At 58.7% G+C, this 22,554-nt stretch carries 21 protein-coding genes, 1 other RNA gene and 2 pseudogenes; 14 read left to right on the top strand and 10 right to left on the bottom strand.

Annotation, left to right across the window (positions count from 1 at the left end):
• Positions 1-96: 96 nt before the first annotated feature.
• From recA to VDP61_RS07640, 4 genes and pseudogenes are all read left to right on the top strand, one after another.
• Positions 97-1,171: pseudogene (recA, locus tag VDP61_RS07655) on the top strand (recombinase RecA).
• Positions 1,172-1,307: 136 nt separating this feature from the next.
• Positions 1,308-3,965, top strand: coding sequence for an alanine--tRNA ligase (alaS, locus tag VDP61_RS07650; protein ID WP_323006346.1), 2,658 nt, complete (start codon positions 1,308-1,310; stop codon positions 3,963-3,965).
• A gap of 1 nt (position 3,966) precedes the next feature.
• On the top strand, positions 3,967-4,257 hold the full coding sequence (locus tag VDP61_RS07645) for a DUF1330 domain-containing protein (protein WP_323006345.1): 291 nt from the start codon (positions 3,967-3,969) through the stop codon (positions 4,255-4,257).
• A 189-nt stretch (positions 4,258-4,446) separates the two neighbouring features.
• The gene (locus tag VDP61_RS07640) at positions 4,447-5,241 is read left to right on the top strand and encodes a class II glutamine amidotransferase (protein ID WP_323006344.1); all 795 of its coding nucleotides are present in this window, start codon (positions 4,447-4,449) and stop codon (positions 5,239-5,241) included.
• 353 nt (positions 5,242-5,594) lie between these two features.
• On the opposite strand, the gene VDP61_RS07635 is transcribed toward VDP61_RS07640, so the two are convergent.
• Positions 5,595-6,245 (bottom strand): DUF1194 domain-containing protein, encoded by a 651-nt coding sequence (locus VDP61_RS07635; RefSeq protein ID WP_323006343.1) that lies wholly within the window; start codon positions 6,243-6,245, stop codon positions 5,595-5,597.
• Positions 6,246-6,348: 103 nt separating this feature from the next.
• On the opposite strand from VDP61_RS07635, the gene VDP61_RS17835 reads away from it, so the two are divergent.
• Complete coding sequence (locus tag VDP61_RS17835; protein WP_416236506.1) at positions 6,349-6,861, top strand: HNH endonuclease; 513 nt, start codon at positions 6,349-6,351, stop codon at positions 6,859-6,861.
• Positions 6,862-7,060: 199 nt separating this feature from the next.
• On the opposite strand, the gene ssrA is transcribed toward VDP61_RS17835, so the two are convergent.
• Positions 7,061-7,417: a transfer-messenger RNA gene (gene ssrA / locus VDP61_RS07630) on the bottom strand.
• A 4-nt stretch (positions 7,418-7,421) separates the two neighbouring features.
• A complete protein-coding gene (locus VDP61_RS07625; RefSeq protein ID WP_323006342.1) occupies positions 7,422-8,321 on the bottom strand; it encodes an MBL fold metallo-hydrolase in 900 nt (299 codons plus the stop codon).
• A gap of 84 nt (positions 8,322-8,405) precedes the next feature.
• Between VDP61_RS07625 and VDP61_RS07620 the strand changes: the two genes are divergently transcribed.
• The 5 genes from VDP61_RS07620 to VDP61_RS07600 all read left to right on the top strand — a co-directional run bounded on the left by VDP61_RS07620 (position 8,406) and on the right by VDP61_RS07600 (position 12,984).
• Positions 8,406-9,737 (top strand): ATP-binding protein, encoded by a 1,332-nt coding sequence (locus VDP61_RS07620; RefSeq protein WP_323006408.1) that lies wholly within the window; start codon positions 8,406-8,408, stop codon positions 9,735-9,737.
• A 294-nt stretch (positions 9,738-10,031) separates the two neighbouring features.
• Entirely contained in the window at positions 10,032-10,664 is a 633-nt protein-coding gene (locus VDP61_RS07615) for an ATP-dependent Clp protease proteolytic subunit (protein ID WP_323006341.1), read from the top strand.
• Positions 10,665-10,794: 130 nt separating this feature from the next.
• Complete coding sequence (gene clpX / locus VDP61_RS07610; protein ID WP_323006340.1) at positions 10,795-12,060, top strand: ATP-dependent Clp protease ATP-binding subunit ClpX; 1,266 nt, start codon at positions 10,795-10,797, stop codon at positions 12,058-12,060.
• 119 nt (positions 12,061-12,179) lie between these two features.
• Positions 12,180-12,554, top strand: a complete 375-nt coding sequence (locus VDP61_RS07605) for an NADH:ubiquinone oxidoreductase subunit NDUFA12 (protein WP_323006339.1) — start codon at positions 12,180-12,182, stop codon at positions 12,552-12,554.
• Entirely contained in the window at positions 12,532-12,984 is a 453-nt protein-coding gene (locus VDP61_RS07600) for a DUF2155 domain-containing protein (RefSeq protein WP_416236505.1), read from the top strand. Before VDP61_RS07605 ends, VDP61_RS07600 begins: the two co-directional genes overlap by 23 nt.
• Here the strand turns inward: VDP61_RS07600 and aat are convergent.
• The 3 genes and pseudogenes from aat to accB form a co-directional block, all read right to left on the bottom strand.
• Positions 12,910-13,542: pseudogene (gene aat, locus VDP61_RS07595) on the bottom strand (leucyl/phenylalanyl-tRNA--protein transferase); the annotation flags it as partial. The gene VDP61_RS07600 and the pseudogene aat overlap by 75 nt on opposite strands.
• Before the next feature lie 33 nt (positions 13,543-13,575).
• Positions 13,576-14,928, bottom strand: a complete 1,353-nt coding sequence (gene accC, locus VDP61_RS07590; protein ID WP_323006337.1) for an acetyl-CoA carboxylase biotin carboxylase subunit — start codon at positions 14,926-14,928, stop codon at positions 13,576-13,578.
• Between the two features lie 10 nt (positions 14,929-14,938).
• Positions 14,939-15,415 carry an acetyl-CoA carboxylase biotin carboxyl carrier protein gene (gene accB / locus VDP61_RS07585; RefSeq protein WP_323006336.1) on the bottom strand — a complete coding sequence of 159 codons (477 nt, stop codon included), beginning with the start codon at positions 15,413-15,415 and terminating at the stop codon, positions 14,939-14,941.
• Between the two features lie 233 nt (positions 15,416-15,648).
• Between accB and VDP61_RS07580 the strand changes: the two genes are divergently transcribed.
• Together VDP61_RS07580 and preA are read left to right on the top strand one after the other, a co-directional pair.
• Positions 15,649-16,971, top strand: a complete 1,323-nt coding sequence (locus tag VDP61_RS07580) for an NAD(P)-dependent oxidoreductase (RefSeq protein ID WP_323006335.1) — start codon at positions 15,649-15,651, stop codon at positions 16,969-16,971.
• Positions 16,972-16,996: 25 nt separating this feature from the next.
• Positions 16,997-18,298, top strand: coding sequence for an NAD-dependent dihydropyrimidine dehydrogenase subunit PreA (gene preA, locus VDP61_RS07575; RefSeq protein ID WP_323006334.1), 1,302 nt, complete (start codon positions 16,997-16,999; stop codon positions 18,296-18,298).
• Between the two features lie 69 nt (positions 18,299-18,367).
• Here preA and VDP61_RS07570 read toward each other — a convergent pair whose 3' ends face one another.
• The 4 genes from VDP61_RS07570 to VDP61_RS07555 all read right to left on the bottom strand — a co-directional run bounded on the left by VDP61_RS07570 (position 18,368) and on the right by VDP61_RS07555 (position 20,826).
• Entirely contained in the window at positions 18,368-18,697 is a 330-nt protein-coding gene (locus tag VDP61_RS07570) for a hypothetical protein (protein ID WP_323006333.1), read from the bottom strand.
• A gap of 201 nt (positions 18,698-18,898) precedes the next feature.
• A complete protein-coding gene (locus VDP61_RS07565) occupies positions 18,899-19,498 on the bottom strand; it encodes a TetR family transcriptional regulator C-terminal domain-containing protein (RefSeq protein ID WP_323006332.1) in 600 nt (199 codons plus the stop codon).
• Between the two features lie 220 nt (positions 19,499-19,718).
• The gene (locus VDP61_RS07560) at positions 19,719-20,171 is read right to left on the bottom strand and encodes a heme-degrading domain-containing protein (RefSeq protein WP_323006331.1); all 453 of its coding nucleotides are present in this window, start codon (positions 20,169-20,171) and stop codon (positions 19,719-19,721) included.
• 22 nt (positions 20,172-20,193) lie between these two features.
• Positions 20,194-20,826, bottom strand: coding sequence for a TetR/AcrR family transcriptional regulator (locus VDP61_RS07555; protein WP_323006330.1), 633 nt, complete (start codon positions 20,824-20,826; stop codon positions 20,194-20,196).
• Between the two features lie 163 nt (positions 20,827-20,989).
• Here VDP61_RS07555 and VDP61_RS07550 point away from each other — a divergent pair, with 163 nt between their 5' ends.
• Positions 20,990-22,240, top strand: a complete 1,251-nt coding sequence (locus VDP61_RS07550) for a Zn-dependent hydrolase (protein WP_323006329.1) — start codon at positions 20,990-20,992, stop codon at positions 22,238-22,240.
• On the top strand, positions 22,237-22,518 hold the full coding sequence (locus VDP61_RS07545; RefSeq protein ID WP_323006328.1) for a hypothetical protein: 282 nt from the start codon (positions 22,237-22,239) through the stop codon (positions 22,516-22,518). The genes VDP61_RS07550 and VDP61_RS07545 overlap by 4 nt, the downstream gene beginning before the upstream one ends.
• Positions 22,519-22,554: the final 36 nt, after the last annotated feature.

Below are 22,554 nucleotides of genomic sequence, written 5' to 3'. Positions count from 1 at the left end.
AAATTCGCTTGTTCTTTTCGGCGATACATGAGAACAGAACGGAAACAAATACGGTGATTGCCGCGCGTCTGCGGCTGTGAAATAAGGGGCAGAGACATGGCGACGGCAAATCTTTTGAAATCTGAACGGAAAACGCGAGATGGATAAGGCAAAGGCGCTGGAAAGCGCGCTGGCACAGATTGAACGCCAATTCGGCAAAGGCTCCATCATGAAGCTGGGGGCTGACAATGCCGTAATGGATGTGGCGGCGACCTCTACCGGGTCGCTTGGGCTGGATATTGCCTTGGGGATAGGCGGGTTGCCTGAAGGCCGGATTATCGAGATTTATGGCCCGGAAAGCTCTGGCAAGACTACTTTGACGCTGCATGTCATTGCGGAAATGCAAAAAAAAGGCGGAACTTGCGCTTTTGTCGATGCCGAACATGCGCTTGACCCGCAATATGCCAAGAAACTCGGCGTCAACCTGGATGAGCTGCTGATCAGCCAGCCCGACACCGGCGAGCAGGCGCTTGAAATCGTTGATACGCTCGTGCGTTCGGGGGCGGTGAATATCATTGTGGTCGATTCGGTGGCCGCACTGGTTCCGAAATCGGAAATCGAAGGCGATATGGGAGATATGCAGATGGGCTCGCAGGCCCGTTTGATGAGCCAGGCAATGCGCAAACTGACCGCTTCGATCGGGCGCAGCAATTGCATGGTGATTTTCATCAACCAGATTCGGATGAAAATCGGCGTGATGTTTGGCAGTCCTGAAACCACCACTGGGGGCAATGCGCTAAAATTCTATGCCTCGGTTCGCCTTGATATTCGTCGGATTGGCGCGATCAAGGATCGGGATGAAGTTGTTGGCAACTCTACCCGCGTCAAGGTCGTGAAAAACAAGGTTGCCCCACCCTTCAAACAGGTTGAATTTGACATCATGTATGGCGAAGGCATCTCAAAAACCGGGGAACTGGTCGATCTGGGGGTCAAGGCCGGTGTCGTCGAAAAATCCGGCTCTTGGTATTCCTATGGGGATGAGCGGATTGGCCAGGGGCGTGAGAATGCCAAGACGTTTTTGAAATCGAACCCAGGCATCGCGCAAGACATCGAAGACAAGATCCGGGCCTCGCACGGGTTGGATTTTCATATGGATGACGGCGTAGCAAGCGACGCGCTTCTGGACGAATAAGCAGTATGAGGTTGCGCGGCCAGAGGCATAAAACCTCTGGCACGCCTGCCGTGCCGCTCACTGGGTTGTGGACAGTCTTGCCTTGCGCCGCTAGATGAAAGGCAAAACTGCCATTCGCCTGATAAGGGGCCGCCCTATGCCATCGCTGAACGACATCCGCACGACCTTTCTTGACTATTTCAAACGCAACGATCACCGCGTTGTTGACAGCAGCCCGTTGGTGCCGCGAAACGACCCGACGCTGATGTTTGTCAATTCGGGCATGGTGCAGTTCAAGAACTGTTTTACCGGGGTTGAGCAGCGTGATTATGTGCGGGCCACAACAGCCCAGAAATGTGTGCGCGCGGGTGGCAAGCATAACGACCTTGATAACGTGGGCTATACGGCCCGCCACCACACATTCTTTGAGATGTTGGGGAATTTCAGTTTTGGCGATTACTTCAAGTCAGATGCCATTCCCTTTGCCTGGGAATTGCTGACCCGCGATTTCGACATCCCCAAGGATAAGCTGTTGGTCACGGTCTATGAGTCCGATGATGAGGCTGCAGCCCTGTGGAAAAAAGTGGCAGGGCTGAGCGATGATCGCATCATCCGCATAGCGACAGATGACAATTTCTGGCGCATGGGGCCAACCGGCCCTTGCGGCCCCTGCACCGAGATTTTCTTTGACCATGGCGACAAGATCTGGGGCGGCCCCCCCGGCTCTGCCGATCAGGATGGCGACCGGTTTATTGAAATCTGGAACCTCGTTTTCATGCAAAATGAGCAGCATGCAGACGGCAGCCTGACGCCATTGCCCAAACAAAGCATTGATACCGGCATGGGGTTGGAGCGAATCGGTGCCTTGCTGCAAGGCAAGCATGACAATTACGATACCGATTTGATGCGCAGCCTGATTGAGGCCTCGGCCCATGCCACCAGTTCCGACCCCGACGGTCCCGGCAAAACCCATCACCGCGTTATCGCCGATCATTTGCGCTCCACCTCGTTTTTGATTGCGGATGGCGTGTTGCCGTCAAATGAGGGGCGCGGCTATGTGTTGCGCCGCATCATGCGCCGCGCGATGCGGCACGCCCATCAACTCGGGGCGCAAGACCCGGTCATGCACCGTCTGGTGCCGGCCTTGGTGCGGCAGATGGGGGCCGCCTATCCCGAATTGAGTTGCGCCCAGGCCATGATTGAAGAAACCTTGCGGCTGGAAGAAACACGTTTCCGCCAAACGCTTGATCGGGGGTTGAAGCTGCTGGATGATGAAGTGGCGCGCATTCCAGAAGGGGCAGAGCTGCCAGGGGCCGCCGCCTTCAAGCTGTATGATACCTATGGCTTCCCGCTGGATTTGACCCAAGATGCCCTGCGCGAACAAGGCCGCGCCGTTGATACTGCCGGGTTTGAGGCCGCGATGGCCGAGCAAAAGGCCAAGGCCCGCGCAAGCTGGGCCGGTTCGGGCGAGACGGCGGATGCCACGATCTGGTTTGATCTGGCCGAAGCGCATGGCGCCACCGAATTTCTGGGCTATGACACCGAAGCCGCCGAGGGCCAGATTTTGGCGCTTGTGGCGACCGGAGGCGAGATTGCCAAGGCCACCAAAGGCCAAGAGGTTCAGATCATCCTGAATCAAACCCCCTTCTATGCCGAATCAGGGGGTCAGGTTGGCGATGCCGGGGTGTTGACAACCGCGTCCGGCAAGGCCCGGATCACCGATACGAAAAAGGGGCAGGGCCTGTTTATCCACCTGGCCGAGGTGCTTGAAGGTGAGATCGGCACGGGACAGGGGGCTGCGCTGACGGTCGATCACGGCCGCCGTGCCGCGATTCGTGCCAACCACTCGGCGACCCATTTGTTGCATGAGGCGTTGCGTCGCGCTTTGGGCGATCACGTGGCACAGCGCGGCTCTTTGAACGCCCCTGACCGTTTGCGTTTCGATTTCAGCCACGGTCAGGCGGTCAGCCAGGCAGAATTGGCGCAGGTTGAAGCGGAGGTGAACGCCTATATACGCCAGAACAGCGCAGTTGATACGCGCATCATGACCCCTGATGATGCGCGCGGTTTGGGCGCACAGGCGTTGTTTGGTGAGAAATATGGCGATGAGGTGCGGGTCGTCTCGATGGGGCTTCTGGATGGGTCGGGCAAAGGCGCGGATGGCCGCACCTATAGTCTGGAACTGTGCGGCGGCACCCATGTCGGGCGGTTGGGCGAGATTGGGCTGTTTGTTCTGCTGGGCGATAGCGCCTCTTCTGCCGGAATCCGGCGTATCGAGGCGCTGACCGGGGAAGGGGCGCTGGCCTATCTCAAGCAGCAATTGGGCCTTTTGTCGGATGTCGCCACCCTGATGAAAGCCACGCCCGCAGACCTGCCTGTCCGGGTGAAAGCGTTGCAAGAAGATCGGCGCAAGCTGGAGAATGAGCTTGCCCAGCTTCGGCGTGAGCTTGCCATGGGGGGGAATGCCGCGGGGCCAGAGGCCAGGGAAATAGGCGGCATCAAGCTGATCGCGCAGGTGTTGACCGGGGTTTCGGGCAAAGATCTGCCGGGGCTGATTGATGAGATGAAGGCGCGGATTGGGTCTGGTGCGGTGCTGTTGATCGCCGATACCGGGGGAAAGCCCGCAGTTGCTGCGGGGGTCACGGCGGATTTGACCGATAAGGTTTCGGCGGTTGACCTGGCCAAGGCGGCAGCGGCGGCCTTGGGGGGGAAAGGTGGCGGTGGACGCCCCGATATGGCGCAGGCCGGCGGCATGGATATAGGCGGCGCAGCGACCGCGATAGCTGCCGTTGAAGCAATTTTAAGAGGAGAATGAGATGCCGACAGCATTGTGGATTGCCCATGTCGAGGTTACCGACCCGGAGGCTTACGGGAAATATGCGGCTTTGGCCGGGCCTGCAATTGCTGCGCATGGCGGCATTTTTCTGGCCCGTGGCGGGCGCTACGTTCAGTTGGAAGGCAATGATCGCGCCCGCAATGTGGTCGCCCGGTTCCCAAGCCTGGAGGCGGGTGTGGCCTGTTATCATTCTGACGAGTATCAGGCTGCGCTGGCCCATGCCAAAGGGGCGTCGGTTCGGGATTTGATGGTGTTGGAAGAGGCTGAGTGAGCGCGCCGTTTTTGCGATGGGCCCGCTTTGTGGCGGGCCGGGGCGCAAAGCTGCACAAAGCCTGCCCTTTCAGGGGGGAATATTTTTTGCCCGCCCGAAAATAACCTTGCTGCGCAAAGGCTTTATTTACGCTATGCTGCGACAGTGAGGCGGCAAAGACCGCCGATTTACCGCAGGTAGGAGCGTGAAATGTGCCGTTGGGCCGCCTATATTGGCAAACCGATTTTTCTGGAAGAGGTGGTCAGCCGCCCCCGTCATTCGCTTATTCATCAAAGCCACTGTGCAACGGAATGCAAGTCGGCGATCAATGCTGACGGCTTCGGCCTTGCGTGGTATGATCAGCGGGATGAGCCGGGGCAATACCGAGATGTCTCGCCGGCCTGGTCGGATGCCAACCTCAAAAGCCTTGTGGGGCAGGTGAAGTCGGGGCTGTTTCTGTCGCATGTTCGCGCCTCGACCGGAACCGCGACAAGCCGCAATAATTGCCACCCGTTCACCTTCAAGAAATGGTCCTTCATGCATAATGGGCAGGTTGGCGGGTTTGAACATTTCCGCCGCTGCGGCGATATGATGATCCCCGATGAATATTATGCGGAACGGCGCGGGGCCACGGATAGCGAGGCGTTGTTTCTGGTCGCCATGTCAGAAGGGATGAATGAGGACCCCTGCGGTGCTTTGGAGCGGGCGACGGCAAGATTTGAGGCATTGAGCCGGGCGCGTGGCTCTGCGCCGCATATTCGAATGACGGCGGCGCTCTCGGATGGTGAAAGGCTGTATGCCGTGCGCTACGCCACCGACGACAAGGCACCAACCTTGTATCACCGCTGGTCAAAAACCAATCGGGGCCGTGCCGTGGTGTCGGAGCCATTGGAAACGAATGAAGATGATTGGCAACTGGTGCCGCCGGGTACATTCTGTACGTTCGAGGGGGAAACGGTGCTGATGCAGCCCTTTGCGCCCCATAGCGTGGCGGCGGCGGCATAGGTAGATGGAAGGCGTAGCCACAAGGCGGGGATGATCAAACCCGGCGTCAGGCTTTTGTTTCGCGACCATTCAAAGGCCAGTTACAGCGTTTCATCTTTAACTTGAACCAAGGCCTGTCACATAACGTCTTGAAATCCTTGCTGTCAGGCGGCGATATGTGCGGCAGGTCTTCTGGCAAATAGCGCCCTGAAAAGACCGGCACCAAACCGGGGCAAGACCAGCCGATGCAACGACCGCTTGAACCCGCCCAAATCGCAACTGGCGCTGTGCGGCCCCGCGCAAAAGCTGCGATGGCCAAGGCGCGCCTTGTGGCTTTTCTGGAAATTGCCGGCCTGGGCCGGTTGCGGGCCGTTTTACCCCGTAGGTTTGATCAACTCGCGCAGCAGTTTGGCGCGGATGGCGCGGGGGTAATCCTCCAGCCCTCGGGCGGTCATGACAAAGCCTTTCGGTGTGACGACCCAGTTTTTGTAGAAATTCGAGATGGGGGCGGATTGGCCCATATCTTCGATCGCGATTGCGTTGATGTCGATCTGTCTTGCTGTGGCTTCGCTGCGGGCATGGGCGACGGTGTGGCCCGCGTTTTCGGGACCATCGCCAGAGATATCAATGACATGGCGCCGACAATCGGAAACGCTGGAAAATTGGCTGATGGAAAAGCGGATTGCCTCACCCACCGCCGTATCGGACCCCAGAAAGCTGCGCGGCAGGGCGCGGGTGCTTTGGGCAAAGCGGCTGAGCGCCTGGGGCGAGAGCATGCGTTGCCATGGCAGCACAAGGGCCTGATGGCCGAGGCCAGACCATTGTACCACAGCAAGCGCAACCTGCCCTTGCAACAGCACTTCGGCAACCTCGGGGTCGCGCAGGGCCTCATACAGCCCATTGATTTGCAGCGCGTATTCGCCCCGGTCGATAGAGCCCGAAACATCAATGGCCAGCAACAGCGCCGTTTCGCAGGCGCGCGCTGGGGTGGCAAGCATCAGGGCAATAGCAAGGGCGCGGAACATGGGGCAAGTGTGGCGCGGCCTTGCTGCGGCGGCAAGGGGTTTTTCGTGGGGGGCTGGGCTGCGGATGAGGTTTCAAATATCAATGTGAAATAGTAGCGGGTGCATGGAATGGGATTGGCCAGAGTCCGGGATAAGACGTAACACACAGACCGTACAAAGCCGAATATATTGGTCTTATGCGGTGCTGAGTGTAACACGCCAAATCATGAAAGATGGTGCAGAGGTTGTGGCACCACTGGGCCGCAGCAGGGCGTTTGTGGGGGAATATGGGCGGATGATGCGCGGAGAAAAGCGCATGGGGGCACTGGACCGTGAGGCGGGCCTGTTGGCGTTGCATACCCCGCTTTGTGCGCATTGTGGTGTGCATGGTGTGGAGATGGATCATCTGATCCCGCGCGCCCGAGAAGGCGCAAACCTGGGGTTCAACACGGTGCCATCCTGTATGCGTTGCAATCGGAGCCGTGGCAAGTTGGACCTTATGCGCTGGTATCAACGGCAGCGTGGTTTTCCGAGCCTGGCCTTGCTCCGACATTACTTAAAGCGTTTCGCCTTTCACTTGAAACAAGGCCCATCACATAACGCGTTGAAATCTATGATTTCAGGCAGTGATATGTGAGGAAGGCTTTAAGGCGAAACGCTTTAAAGCTGTGCCAGCGGGTTTCAGTGGATATGGGGGTTTGCTTGGTCTTGGGGTGGAGGAGGCCATTGGGGCCGGACTTCCGTTTGATCCCTTGGCCTTGCCAACACGGTTGCCGCCCGTGGAACACCTTGTCTGGGATTGGCGTTTTAAAGGGCAAGAAACATAAGATGTTGAAAGTGGAGGTTTCTGTTGCCAGGTACCTCCGAACCCCGCCTTACGCTGCTAGGCGCAAGGGCTTAGTTTTCGATAGTTCCGGTCGCTTACGCGGCCATTGCCATCGGAGCACGGTTGTCATTTGCAACTGTACGATTTGTACCGATAACGGTGGTAACTCACCGAGCGAAAGCTGGCCTCTTTAAACGTTCGTCGATCCTATTTCGACCCCGAACCCCCGAAATGAGCGGGTGGAATGGTGGAGTCGCCGGGTACCGCCCCCGGGTCCGAGCCGTGTATTACAGGTGCGTTTATCGCCATAGTCCGGGCGAACCCGAACAAGATGAATATAGGGCCGGGGGCCTGCGGGTGCAAGGGCGGTGTCAGGTTAATCTGTATTGCGCCGACAGGCCGGGGGCGGGGTGGGCGGCAACGCGGGCTTGTGCTGCCAGGTCAAGCAGATGCGCCAGAACATTGCGCTGTGCGGCGTGGCGCAGGGGGGCGGGGGTATCGCGATAGAGGATTTCGGTCAGGGCGGGAATTGTGGTGATACCGCGTGCGAGCTGGGCCAGAATCGCGGCCTCACGGTCCGTGCGGTGCTGGATCAGGAAGGCGAGGCGCGCGGCGGGGTCGGTGATGGGCGCGCCGTGGCCAGAATGGATGACCGACCAGCTTTGCGCGGCCAGACTGCGGGTAGAGGCCATATAGGCCGCCATATCGCCATCAGGCGGCGAGACGAGCGACGAGGCCCAGCCCATCACATGATCGCCCGAAAACAACATATCGCCAAAAGCAAAGCAAAGATGATTGCTCAGATGCCCAGGGGTATGCAGCGCGGTCAGCGCCCAATCGCCATGCGCAAGGCGCTGCCCATGCGCCAAGGCTTCGTCCGGCACAAAACCGGCGTCGATGCCTTCGCCACCCGCCAAAAGACCCGCAGCGGCAAGCGTTTGCATCTGCGGGCTGCGGCCTGCTGTAGAGCGGCCGAAAGCATAGACACGAACGCCCAGCGACGCGGCCATCGGGTGCGCAAGGGGCGAGTGATCGAGATGGCTGTGTGTCACAAGGATATGGCTGATACGTTCGCCCTTGCGCAAGGCGGCCATCAGGGCCGCGCCGTGGCCGGGCAGATTTGGGCCGGGGTCTATCAACGCAACGTCACCGGACCCGATCAGATAGCTGTTGGTGCCGTGCAGGGTCATTGGCGACGGGTTCGGGGCCAACACGCGCCGCACCCCCGGACCAAGGGTTTCACAAAGGCCGGGAAGGGGGGCGGTGGTCATGGCGGCGGTCCTTTTGCGGGTGGCGGTATTCTTGGGCTTTTGTAACGGCTGCGCTGCGGATAGTCTTGTCGCATGTTCGGATCATTGTTTAGCAAGCTGAAGTTCATGATGCCACGCAGCCTGTACGGGCGGGCGGCGCTTATCTTGATTGTGCCGGTGGTGACGATTCAACTTGTCGTGTCGGTCGCGTTCATTCAGCGGCATTTTGAACGCGTGACCCAGCAGATGACCGAAGGTGTCACGATTGAGCTGGGCTATCTGCTGACGCAGATCAATAAGGCCCCGGATGAGGCCACGGCGCACGCCAGACTGAAGGAAATTGCCGCGGCGATGGCGTTTGAAACCGAGTTTCCCACCAGCAAGACCGGCGAGGGCGATGTGCGCGATGCGATTGACCTTTCAGGCAAGGTGGTGATTGAGACGCTGCGCGAAGCTGTGCCGGGGCTGCGCTGGGTGGCATTGTTAAGCAGCCCGCGCCGGGTGGAAATGCTGATTGAAACGGCCAGAGGGCCGCTGTGGCTGGCGGTGGATCGCGGGCGGCTTTCGGCCTCGAATCCGCATCAGCTTTTGGTTTTGATGATCCTGACATCGGTGCTTATGACCTTGATTGCCTACGGTTTTTTGCGCAATCAACTGCGCCCGATCACCAAGCTTGCCGAGGCGGCGGCGGCGTTTGGCAAGGGCCACAACCTGCGCTATAAACCGCGCGGCGCGCTGGAGGTGCGGGCGGCGGGCAAGGCGTTTTTGGATATGCGGGCGCGGATTGAACGGCAGATCGAACAGCGCACCATGATGCTGTCGGGGATCAGCCATGATTTGCGAACACCGCTGACGCGCTTGCGTCTGGGCCTTTCGATGCTGCCCGAGGATGAAGAAACTGCGGCGCTGCTGGGCGATGTCGCCGATATGCAGCGGCTGATTGATGGGTTTTTATCCTTTGCGCGGGGCGATGCGCTGGAGGAAGCAGAGCTGACCAACCCGCGCGAACTGATATCGCGGGTTGTGGATAACGCGGTGCGGGCGGGGCAGGCGGTTGCCCTGGGGGGGATGGGCGACGCGGCAGAGGCGGGGGCCGAGGTCTTGTTGCGTCCGGCTGCGGTGACGCGGGCACTGGAGAATTTGATTGGCAATGGCACCCGGTTTGGCAGCCATGTTCGCGTGGGTTTTGCCTTGAACGGGCGGAACTTGCGGATCGTGGTCGAGGATGACGGGCCGGGTATTCCGCCGGCGTTGCGCGATGAGGCGATGACGCCCTTCACGCGACTGGATGCCGCACGCGACCCGAACCGGGGCGGTGGTGTCGGGCTTGGGCTGGCCATCACCCAGGATATTGCGCACAGCCATGGGGGGAAATTGCTGCTGTCGCAAAGCGAGGATATGGGCGGGCTAAGGGCCGAATTCGTGATTGCTTGTTGAAGCGAGCCATAGGGCGCAGTTGCACACTCAAGGCGCATAAAAACATGCAATCTGAATTATCTTGCAGGGCGTTGGCCGAATATCTATCGGTTTTCGCGCTGTTTGGGCTGGATTAAGGGTTTGATAACTCTGTTTTGGCATGACGACAGCAGCAAACGCCGCCTGACCCTCAGGGAAAAGGGTGCAATCGGATCAGGTGATTTTGCCTGATGCCCTTGCGGGTGGACGCACGCACAACTAAGACTTAGCCAACTCTTTGGCACATACGTTACTCAGACAAACAGGCAGGCGCAGATGCAAGATCCGATTGATCACTACATGAACACCCTTGTTCCCATGGTTGTGGAGCAGACCAGCCGGGGCGAACGCGCCTATGACATCTTTAGCCGGATGCTCAAGGAACGCATCATTTTCCTGTCGGGCCCGGTGCATGATGGCATGTCGAGCCTGATTTGCGCGCAGTTGCTGTTTTTGGAGGCGGAAAACCCGTCAAAGGAAATTTCGATGTATATCAACAGCCCCGGCGGGGTTGTGACCTCTGGCCTGTCGATTTATGACACGATGCAATATATCAAGCCGAAGGTTTCGACGCTTGTGATCGGGCAGGCGGCGTCGATGGGCAGTTTGTTGTTGACGGCGGGGGAAAAGGGCATGCGGTTCAGCCTGCCAAACTCTCGTGTGATGGTGCATCAGCCGTCGGGCGGCTATCAGGGGCAAGCGACGGATATCATGATCCACGCGCGCGAAACCGAAAAGCTGAAGCGTCGGTTGAATGAAATCTACGTCCGCCACACTGGCCAAGACCTTGAAACTGTTGAGGCGGCACTGGAACGAGACAACTTCATGTCGGCCGAAGATGCCAAGGCATGGGGCCTGATCGACGATATCTTGGAGAATCGCGGCAAGGCCGAGCCCGAAGCGAAATAAGAGCATGCCCCCGATGTGAATAGATTTGGGGGCGATTTGACATTGTGAAGGCGGGGGGCTTGGCCTAGACTTGGCCCCACCAGCTTTCAAGGCGACGCAAACTTTAGGCTACGCAGAGCAGAGGATCAGAATGGCTACGAATACCGGCAGCGACAGCAAAAATACCCTCTATTGCTCGTTTTGCGGCAAGAGCCAGCATGAGGTGCGCAAGCTTATTGCAGGGCCGACAGTGTTCATCTGTGATGAATGTGTTGAGCTGTGCATGGATATTATCCGCGAGGAAACCAAATCCAGCGGTTTGAAATCCTCGGAAGGTGTGCCGACCCCGCGCGATATCGCCAAGGTGCTGGATGATTATGTCATCGGGCAGGTGCATGCGAAACGGGTGTTGGCGGTGGCGGTGCACAATCACTACAAACGCCTGAATTACTCGTCGAAATCGGATATCGAACTGGCAAAATCCAATATCTTGCTGATCGGGCCTACCGGTTGCGGCAAGACCTTGCTGGCGCAAACGCTGGCGCGGATTTTGGATGTGCCGTTCACGATGGCGGATGCAACCACGCTGACCGAGGCCGGTTATGTTGGGGAAGATGTGGAAAACATCATCCTGAAACTGCTTCAGGCATCGGAATATAACGTAGAGCGCGCGCAGCGCGGCATCGTTTATATTGATGAGGTGGACAAGATCACGCGCAAATCGGACAACCCGTCAATAACACGGGATGTTTCGGGCGAAGGCGTGCAGCAAGCGCTGCTGAAGATCATGGAGGGTACGGTTGCCTCTGTGCCGCCGCAGGGGGGGCGTAAGCATCCGCAGCAGGAATTTCTGCAAGTGGATACGACGAATATCCTGTTCATCTGTGGCGGGGCGTTTTCCGGTTTGGAAAAGATCATTGCGCAGCGGAACAAAGGTTCGGGTATCGGGTTCGGGGCTGATGTGAAAGACCCGGACGCCCGCGGCGTCGGCGAGATGTTCCAAGAGCTGGAGCCGGAAGATCTGTTGAAATTTGGGCTGATCCCTGAATTTGTGGGCCGCTTGCCGGTGATTGCGACGCTGACAGATCTTGACGAGGCCGCACTGATCACGATCTTGACCCAGCCGAAAAATGCTTTGGTCAAACAATATCAGCGGTTGTTCGAGATCGAGGGCACGACCCTGACCTTTACCGCCGACGCGCTGACCGCGATTGCCAAACGCGCGATCAAGCGGAAAACCGGGGCGCGGGGGCTGCGGTCGATCATGGAAGATATCTTGCTGGATACCATGTTTGATTTGCCCGGCTTGGACGATGTGCAAGAGGTTGTGGTCAACGAAGAGGCTGTAAACTCTGGGGCGAAACCGCTTTTGGTGCATACCGACCGCAAAAAGAAAGAGCCCGCCAGCGCGGGTTGATCGGGGGGCAGGCGTTTGGCCTGCCTTCCAATTTGCCGCAGGCCGATCAGGCTGGATTCTGATTGCGCGTTGCGGCATACACCGTGAATGAACCCGCCAAATGAAACCGGAGGCCCCTGATGTATTTCCTTAAACGCCTGTTGACCTGGTGGAACAGCCAGACCATCAGCACCCAGATTTTCACTTGGCGCAAGGGCGTGAAAGCTGGTGAAGATGGGCAGGGGAATATCTATTATCAGACCGCCGATGGCAAGCGCCGCTGGGTGATTTACAATGGCGAGATGGAGGCAACGCGTGTCACCCCCGAATGGCACGGCTGGTTGCATTTCACCTGGGATCAAACCCCGGTTGACGCGCCCTTGGCCCGTAAAGCATGGCAAAAGCCACATCAGGAAAACCTGACAGGTACCGAAGCCGCCTACGCACCAACCGGGTCGCTTCGGCGCGCTGCCCCCGCAGTGCGTCTGGATTATGAGGCATGGCAGCCGAAATAATCCCGGCACCGGAAAGAGTAACATGATCCGTATTTGCGCGATTTTTCTGGCGGCGTTTTGCGCGACCGCAGCACCGGCGGAAACAGCCGTGAATGCTGGTGGTGGCGTGGTGCGCTGGCTGGATAAAGTATCGGGCGAGACTGGCGATATTGAATTGTCACGCGGCCAGTCGGCGCAAAACGGACGATTGACCATTCAATTGGATGAATGCCGCTATCCCGCCGATGACAGCCCGACCGAGGCTTATGCACATCTGACGATTCTGGATCGGTTGATGGACAAACCTGCTTTTGTCGGCTGGATGATCGCCAGTAGCCCCGCGCTTTCGGCCATGGACCATTCGCGCTATGACGTTCTGGATTTTACGCTGCCTGACCAGATAAGGGGTGGGCGCATAGCCGGGCGGATCAAAGGTTGCGGCCTGGTTTAGCGCCGCTTGCAACCGTTTGTGATAGGCGCTCCGTGAAACCTCAATCGCGCCAAGCGAGGCAAGATGCGGCGTGAGGAATTGCGTATCGAACAGCGAAAAACCGCCCGCGCGCAGACGATGCACCAGCCAGGCAAGCGCGATCTTTGACGCATCGGTGCGGCGTGAAAACATGCTTTCGCCAAAAAAGGCAGCACCCAGCGTCACCCCATAGACGCCGCCAACCAAAGCGGGCCCGTCCCAAACTTCCAGGCTATGGGCATGACCTGTGCCGTGCAGGGCCAGATAAAGCGCAAAAATCTCATCGTTGATCCAGGTTTCGGCGCGGTCGGCGCAGGCCGTCACTGTAGCGGCAAAGTCATGATTCGTTTGAATTCTGTAATTGCATTGCGCAATTCTGTGCGAAAGACTGCGGGAAATGTGGAATTTATCCAATTCAAAGATGCCGCGCCGATGGGGGTCCACCCATTGCATACCCGGCGTATCGGCACTTTCCGCCATTGGGAAAACGCCGGCGGCATAGGCCGAAAGCAAAAGCTGTGGGGTTATGGGCTCTGGCATAGGGAAAGGGGGGCGCGATGCGCCCCCGCGCGTTCAGTGCTGGCCAAGCTGCGAATCCAGCCATTTTTCCAGCCAATGGATGTTATAATCGCCATTCTGGATATCGGGTTCGGCAAGCAGGGCGTGAAACAGCGGTACGGTTGTATCAACCCCGTCAATGATCAATTCACCAAGCGCGCGGCGCAAGCGGGCCAGCGCCTCGGGGCGGTCACGGCCATGCACGATCAGTTTGCCGATCAAGCTGTCGTAATAGGGCGGGATGGAATAGCCGCCATAAAGCGCACTATCCATCCGCACGCCAAGCCCGCCCGGCGCGTGAAACGTCCGCACCATGCCGGGGCAGGGTGAGAAATTGGGCAGTTTTTCGGCGTTGATCCGCACCTCGATGGCGTGGCCGTTGATTTCCAGCTCGTCCTGAGTGAAGGACATGCCCATACCCGCCGCAACCCGAATCTGCTCGCGCACCAGATCGACGCCGAAAATGGCCTCGGTGACGGGGTGCTCGACCTGCAGGCGTGTATTCATCTCGATGAAAAAGAATTCGCCATCCTCATAGAGAAACTCTACCGTGCCCGCGCCAATGTAATTGATCTTGGCCACCGCATCGGCGCAAATCTTGCCGATTTTGGCGCGCAAAGCCTCGGTGATGGCAGGGCCGGGGGCCTCTTCAAACACCTTTTGGTGGCGGCGCTGCAACGAGCAATCGCGCTCACCCAGATGCACCGCGTTGCCCTTGCCATCGCCAAAGACCTGGATTTCGATGTGGCGTGGTTTTTGCAGGTATTTCTCTATGTAGACCTCATCATTGCCAAAGGCGGCCTTGGCCTCGCTGCGTGCCGTCCGAAAGGCGACCTCAAGCTCTTGGGCGTTTTTGGCGACTTTCATACCGCGACCGCCGCCGCCTGCCGTGGCCTTGATGATGACCGGGAAACCGATGCTGGTCGCGGCGTCAATCGCGGCCTCATAGCTGGCCACACCGCCTTCTGAGCCGGGAACAACCGGAATCCCCAAGGATTTTGCGGTTTCTTTGGCGGTGATCTTATCGCCCATAATGCGGATATGTTCCGCTGAGGGGCCGATGAAGGTGATGTCGTGATCCTCAAGCGCCTGCGCGAAGGCTTCGTTTTCTGACAAAAAGCCGTAACCGGGATGGACCGCTTGCGCGCCCGTTATCTCGCAGGCCGAGATGATCGCGGCTTTGTTCAAATAGCTGTCCGTCGATGAGGCCGGGCCGATGCAAATGCTTTCATCGGCCATGCGAACATGCATCGCGTCGCTATCTGCGGTGGAATGCACGGCGACAGAGGCGATCCCCATCTCGCGGCAGGCGCGGATGACGCGAAGGGCAATTTCGCCTCGGTTGGCGATCAGGATCTTGGTAAACATATCTTGCCCCTTATTCGATGATCATCAAGGGGGCACCGTATTCGACCGCGCTGCCATCCTCAAACAGGATGCGTTTGATCGTGCCCGCGCGGGTGGCGGGAATGTGATTCATGGTTTTCATGGCTTCGATGATCAGAACGGTATCGCCTTCGGCCACTTTGTCGCCAAGCGCAACAAAGGGTTTTGCACCCGGTTCAGCAGCCATATAGGCGGTGCCGACCATCGGTGAGGTTAGCGCGCCGGGGTGTTGGGCAGGGTCTTCATTTGTGGCAGGCGCGGCGGCCATCGGGGCTGCTGCGGCCATTTGCATTGCCGGGGCCGCGTGGGTCGTGGTGATCACATTGGCCTGTTTGACCACGCGAACATCAAGGCTGTCATCCTCGGCATATTCGCGTTTCACCGAAAGCTCGGTCAGATCATTGGTGTTCAGAATTTCTGCCAGTGCCTTGATAAAGGCGACGTCTGCATCGGTTGAATGTTTGCTCATACAATCCTCAATTGGCGATTTTACGGGGTTTGGTGGCTGTCGCGTCATGGCACCCCCCGGCTGATATCGGGCCTTTATACGCCAGCAAAGCCTGCGTGAAAAGCACGAGTTGCATTTGGGTGCCGCCGCAGGCCGGAAAGGGAAAAGTTTGGCGGAGTAAAATTTACCGTTTGATAAAATATTTCACCTGTGGCAGCCTGATTCTTGCAGTACATCCACCGGAGGATCTTATCTTGTCCAACACCCCGTTGACGCCCGGAATCGTTCCGGGCCGCCTTGTTGCAGACGCCTATGTGCATAATTTCGATGATCTTGTTCCGGTCCTTGATGCGCATGAAGCCCTTGTTGCTGCTGACCGCTGTTATTTTTGCCATGATGCGCCTTGTATAACGGCCTGCCCGACGGCAATTGATATTCCGCTGTTCATTCGCCAGATCGCCACGGGCACGGCAGAATCTGCCGCCAGGACGATCTGGGATCAGAACATTCTGGGCGGCATGTGCGCCCGTGTTTGCCCGACCGAGCAACTGTGCGAAGAGGCCTGCGTGCGCGAGGCTGCCGAGGGCAAACCGGTGGAAATTGGCCGCTTGCAGCGCTTTGCGACTGACCGCGTGATGGCGGCCGGCGTGCATCCGTACAGCCGCGCGCCGTCCACGGGCAAGCGGGTTGCCGTTGTTGGCGCGGGGCCTGCGGGGCTGGCCTGTGCGCATCGGCTGGCGATGAAGGGGCATGAGGTGGTGGTGCTGGAGCGGCGCGAAAAGCCCGGCGGGCTGAATGAATACGGCATTGCCAGCTATAAGGCACCGCATGATTTTGCCCAGGCCGAGGTGGATTGGTTGCTGAAAATCGGCGGGATTGAGGTACGCACCGGGGTAGAACTGGGCCGGGATGTGACGCTGGAGACGTTGCAGGCCGAATATGACGCGGTGTTCCTGGGCATTGGCCTTGGCGGTGTGAATGATTTGCGGCTGGCAGGTGAAGATTTGCGCGGCGTGCGCGATGCGGTGGAATTCATTGCCGAGTTGCGCCAGCAGCCCGATAAGCAAAAGCAGCCGATTGGCCGCGATGTCGTGGTTATTGGCGGCGGGATGACGGCGGTGGATGCCGCTGTGCAATCGCGTTTGCTGGGCGCGCAGAACGTGACGATCGTGTACCGGCGCGGGCTGGAAAGAATGAGCGCGTCCGACCATGAGCAAAACCATGCACAACAGGTGGGTGTGCGGATCATCTGCAATGCCGCCCCGGTTGAGGTGGTCGGCAAGGATGGCGCGGTTTCTGCGGTAGAGTTTGCCTATACGTCAGAGGGGGCTGACGGGCTGACGCTGTTGGAGGATAGATTCACCCTGAAGGCCGATCAGGTGTTCAAGGCGATTGGGCAGGTCTTGGTGGCACCCGCTGGCATGGCGGGGCCAAAGCTTGCAGCACGCCCCATGGCTGGCGTTTGGGCCGGGGGCGATTGCGCTGCGGGGGGTGAGGACTTGACCGTGACCGCCGTGGCCCAGGGGCGCGATGCGGCCGAAGAAATTCACAATTCGCTAATGGGGGCGGTGGGTTGAACCCCACCCTACGGAGACATTCAAAATGGCAGATCTGACAACGAATTTCATCGGCATCAAATCCCCCAACCCGTTCTGGCTGGCCTCGGCCCCGCCAACGGATAAGGAATATAACGTGCGCCGCGCGTTCGAGGCGGGCTGGGGCGGGGTGGTCTGGAAAACCTTGGGGTCCGAGGGACCACCCGTGGTCAACGTCAACGGGCCGCGCTATGGCGTGGTTTACGGCGCGGATCGGCGCGTGCTGGGTTTGAACAACATCGAGCTGATCACTGACCGGCCACTGGAAGTGAACCTGCAAGAGATCAAATCGGTCAAGCGTGATTGGAAAGACCGGGCGCTGATCATTTCGCTGATGGTGCCCTGCGATGAACAGTCATGGATCGACATTCTGAAACGCATCGAAGACACCGAGGCCGATGGCGTCGAGTTGAACTTTGGCTGCCCGCATGGGATGGCCGAGCGCGGAATGGGCAGCGCCGTGGGGCAGGTGCCGGAATATATCGAGATGGTGACGCGCTGGGTGAAACAACACTCGCGCATGCCGTGCATCGTCAAGCTGACGCCGAATATTTCCGATATTCGCAAGCCGGCCGAGGCGGCAAAGCGGGGTGGGGCCGATGCTGTTTCACTGATCAACACGATAAATTCGATCACTTCGGTCGATCTGGATCGCTTCAGCCCCGAGCCGATGATTGACGGCAAAGGCACGCATGGCGGCTATTGTGGCCCGGCGGTGAAACCGATCGCGCTGAATATGGTGGCTGAAATCGCGCGGAGCGAGCAGACGCGGGGCATGCCAATCTCGGGTATCGGGGGCGTGACCACATGGCGCGATGCGGCAGAATTCATGGCGCTGGGGGCTGGAAATGTGCAGGTTTGCACGGCAGCGATGACCTATGGTTTCAAGATTGTCGAGGAGATGATCTCGGGGTTGTCGCAATATCTTGATGAAAAGGGCATGGCGTCGACTGCGGAACTGGTCGGTAAAGCGGTGCCGAATGTGACGGATTGGCAGTATTTGAACCTTGAATATGTAACCAAGGCCAAGATCGACCAGGACGCTTGCATCAGTTGCGGGCGGTGCTATGCGGCCTGCGAAGACACGAGCCATCAGGCAATCTCGATGAGCGAGGATCGGGTGTTCGAGGTGATGGATGACGAATGCGTGGCCTGCAACCTGTGCGTCAATGTCTGCCCGGTTGAGGATTGCATCACCATGGTGGAACTGCCGAAAGGCGCTATTGATCTGCGTACCGGCAAAAAGGTGACCGATTACGCCAATTGGACAACGCATCCCAATAACCCCAACGCAACGGCCGCAGAGTAACCTTTGGGCCCGGCTTTGGCTGGGCCCAAAATCCCTTGCGCAGACAAGATCAACGCTTTGGCGGCTGGGCTAGGGGCCGCTTTGGGCATTTGTGTCTGGGTCGGCCGGCCCTATCGTCATGCGGGCCGAACTATAGCCGGCCACCGCCTGCTCGGCTTGCGCGGCGATCAATGTGGCCAGGCTGAGGGCTGCGGCCGATGCGGGCGGGTCAGCAAGCAGGGCGCGGATGATCGCAGTTCTTTCGCGCGGTTCAAGCGCGGTCTTGGCGGCAAGACGGGCCTCATCCACGCTGAGCGGCGCGGGCAGATTTGTTTTTTCTGCCGTGGAGGCAGGGGGTTTTTGCATTTCGGTCGAGGTGGCCGGGGGCACCGAAACGCGCCCCGAAACTGGGAATTCCATCTTATGTGTTCCGTTACCGGTTGGGCCCCCGCCTGTCGGTCATCCTAGCAAAGATTGCCAGCCATTTCTTGCCTGAAATGCACAGCATTTTATAGCGATTCGCCTTAAACCTAACTCATATACCGCGGCCTGAAACCAAAAATTTCAATGCGATATGTGATGGATTAAGGTTGGGGTTAAAGTCGAAACGCCAACAGCGGATCAGGGCAGCAGAAGGCGGCGAAACAGCACTTCCAGAAAGGCCTCGGCCTCGGTGAAAGGGTCATGGTCGGGGCCAAGAACGGCGCGGACCTGAACATCGAAATCGGCGTAATGCTGGGTCAGCGCCCAGATCGAAAAAATCAGATGCACAGGCGGCAGCCGTGTGATTTTTCCGGCATCCATCCACGCCTGCAACACAATGGCTTTCTTATCCACCAGCGCCTTGAGGTCACTTTCGATTGCGACGCGCATATGGGGCGCACCTTGCAGGATTTCATTCGCGAAAAGGCGGCTTTCACGGGGGTAATCGCGGCTGATTTCCAGCTTTTTGCGGATGTAGCCCATGATTTCCGCCAGCGGCTCGCCGTTCGGGTCCATCGCGCGCAGCGGGTCAAGCCATGTATCAAGAAGCTGGTTAAGCAGGGCGAGATGAATCGCCTCTTTCGAAGCGAAATAATAAAGCAGATTCGGCTTTGACATCCCCGCCACCTCGGCGATCTGATCAAGCGTCGCCCCGCGAAAACCGCTGGCCGAAAAAACATCAAGAGCAGCATCAAGGATGGTTTCAGAGTTTTTCTGTTGAATACGCGTGCGGGCCATCTGTCGTCCTGAAAAGGGGGCGGTTGTGATGCCCGGCGGGTGGGTGATGTTAGCCCGGCTTGCAAGGTGGGTCAAACCATTAGCCAGGACGCCGGGCATTGTGACTGGCTTTGGCCTTTCATTTGGTATCATGCCGTTTTCTGGCCAATAAAGGGGCTGTAAGAATTCCGCATCGGGCAAGGGGGCCGCTGCCGGGTGCAAAGGCGCATGGGTCAAAACCTCAGGCGGCCAAGGCCTTTTCAATCGCGGCCACCACCAGCGCGTGATCGTCGACCTGCGGCAGGCCCGAAACGGTGACAGCGGCGACCACCAGCCCCGAGTGAAGCCGGATCGGAAAGCTGCCGCCATGTGCCGCATGTTCGGTTTCGGACAGGCCCTCTATGGCAAAGCCCTTGCCGCTGGCGCGCATCCTTTCACCAACATGCAGCGAAGACATGTGATATTTCAAAACCGTGTTGGATTTGCGCAAGGCCCAGAGGTCATTCAGCGGGGCGGCCCCCGGAAGGGCGGCGTGAAACAGGGTCTGGTTGGCGGTGCGAATGTTGATGGCGATGGGCAGGCTGGCCGCGCGCCCCATGTCCAGCAAAATCAGGCCAAGAGTGAGTGCATCCTCAGCGCCAAAGCTGGGCCATTGGAGCGTGCTCTCTTGGGCTTTCAATGTAGCGATATCCATGGTGTGACCTTGTAACAATGCGCTACGCAGCACCGATGCCGCGCAGGATGATGGTTTTGATCGTATCCTTGGCGGTTTTCCAATCGGCCCCGGACAAGGGCTTGCCGCCGTTCAGGGTTTCGACCTGATGGCCGAAATCGGCGTAATGCTGGGTGATGGCCCAGAGCATGTAAAGCAGGTGGCGCGGGCTGATCGGGGCCATTTGGCCCGCGTCTATCCACCCCTGAATCGCTGCGATGCGCCCATCGGTCCATTCGCGCAGCGTATTTTCCAGATAATCCTGGATGATGGGCGCGCCATGCATCACCTCGCTTGCCCAAACCTTGGACCCTTTGGGGTGGCGGCGCGAGATTTCCATCTTTGCGTCGATATAGGCGCCTATTCCGGTGGCCGGGTCCGGTGCATTGTCAAAACTGTCGGCCGCGCGCAGCCAGATTTCAAAGATGTCTTGTACAACGCGGCGGTAAAGCTCTTCTTTCGTCGTGAAATAATAGTGCAGATTGGCCTTTGGCAGCCCTGCGACATCGGCGATAAGCTGCATGGTCGCCCCGCCAAAACCAGCCTCGGCGAAAACCGATTTTGCCGCAGACAGGATCACCCGCTCATTTTCGCGGCGGGATTCTTCGCGTTTTGAGGGGCGGACGTCATGTGTCATAGGGGCCGACCGAATTTTCTTGACCGATTGGTCAGGTTGTGGTGCGCTGTCACAAAAGCATAAGTCGACGAAGAGACTCGCGGCAAGGGCTAACAAGCGTCAAGGGGATCGAACCCCGGATTTCAAGGGAGTGGGACAGATGGCGGCACAGGTGCCAGGACGAGTGTCTGGACGGGGCGAGAATTTGCGGATCAATGCCGAACGGCTGTGGGACAGCCTGATGGAGATGGCAAAGATTGGCCCCGGCGTTGCGGGGGGCAACAATCGGCAAACCCTGACGGATGACGATGCCACCGGCCGCGCGCTGTTTCAAAGCTGGTGCGAGGCGGCGGGGATGACCATGGGGGTCGATACCATGGGCACGATGTTTGCCACGCGCGCTGGCGAGGATGCCGGGGCGCTGCCGGTCTATATGGGCAGCCATCTGGATACGCAGCCCACCGGGGGCAAATATGACGGGGTCTTGGGGGTTCTTGGGGCGCTGGAGGTGGTGCGCAGCATGAATGATGCTGGCATCAAGACCAAACACCCGATCGTGGTGACCAACTGGACCAATGAAGAAGGCACGCGTTTTGCGCCTGCAATGCTGGCCTCGGGCGTTTTCGCGGGAATGCATACCCAAGACTATGCCTATAGCCGCAAGGATGCCGAGGGCAAAAGCTTTGGCGAGGAGATCACGCGGATTGGCTGGGTTGGCGATGAACCCGTCGGCAGCCGCAAGATGCATGCAATGTTTGAACTGCATATCGAACAAGGCCCGATCCTAGAGGCCGAGGGCCGCGATGTCGGTGTGGTGACGCATGGTCAGGGGCTTTGGTGGCTGCAGATCACGCTGACGGGCAAGGATGCACATACGGGCAGCACGCCGATGGCGATGCGGGTGAATGCCGGGCTTGGCATGGCACGGATTACCGAACGCGTGCACCAGATCGCCATGAGCCATCAACCCGGCGCCGTGGGGGCGGTGGGGCATGCCAATGTCTATCCCAACAGCCGCAACGTGATCCCCGGCAAGGCGGTGTTTACCGTGGATATCCGCAGCCCCGATCAGGCCAAGCTGGACGCGATGAAGGCCGAAGTGACCCGGGCCGCCCATGCGGTAGCGGCGGAATTGGGCCTGGGAATAGAGATAGAGGATGTGGGGCATTTTGACCCCGTTACCTTTGACGCCGGGCTGGTGAAGGTGGTGCGCGCCTCGGCTGAACGGCTGGGCTATAGCCATATGGATATTATTTCGGGGGCGGGCCATGATGCCTGCTGGATCAACCGCGTGGCCCCGACGGTGATGATCATGTGCCCCTGTGTGGATGGGTTAAGCCATAACGAGGCCGAGGAAATCAGCCCCGAATGGGCGGCGGCGGGGACGGATGTGATGTTCCATGCCGTGCTTGAGGTGGCGGAGGTGGTGGCGTGACACGCCGGGCTGTGGCGCTTTGTGCCTGTCTTGCCATCGCCGCCTGCGCCGCGGGGCCCGCGTCAATGGCGGTACAGCCAAAGGGCGCACGAGGCCAGGCGACTGATTTTTCAGTGGCCAGCCGCGAGCTGCGGGCCACATATGCCAATCTGGTGCCGCAAGGCGTGGCAGCTTCGGCGATCAGGCTGGGCAATGACAACTGCTATTACTACGTCAATGGCCCGCAGATGGCGCCATTGATGCCCGCCACCGAACCAAAAACCCAAATTTGCCTCTAATTTTGCGCCGCGCAATACATCAGTCAAGACGGAGAC

Origin of the sequence: Pseudorhodobacter sp., from assembly GCF_034675685.1 — a bacterium.
Lineage (GTDB): Bacteria > Pseudomonadota > Alphaproteobacteria > Rhodobacterales > Rhodobacteraceae > Pseudorhodobacter.
Note: the sequence above shows the minus strand (reverse complement) of the source record. Positions and strands in the feature narration are given on the sequence as shown.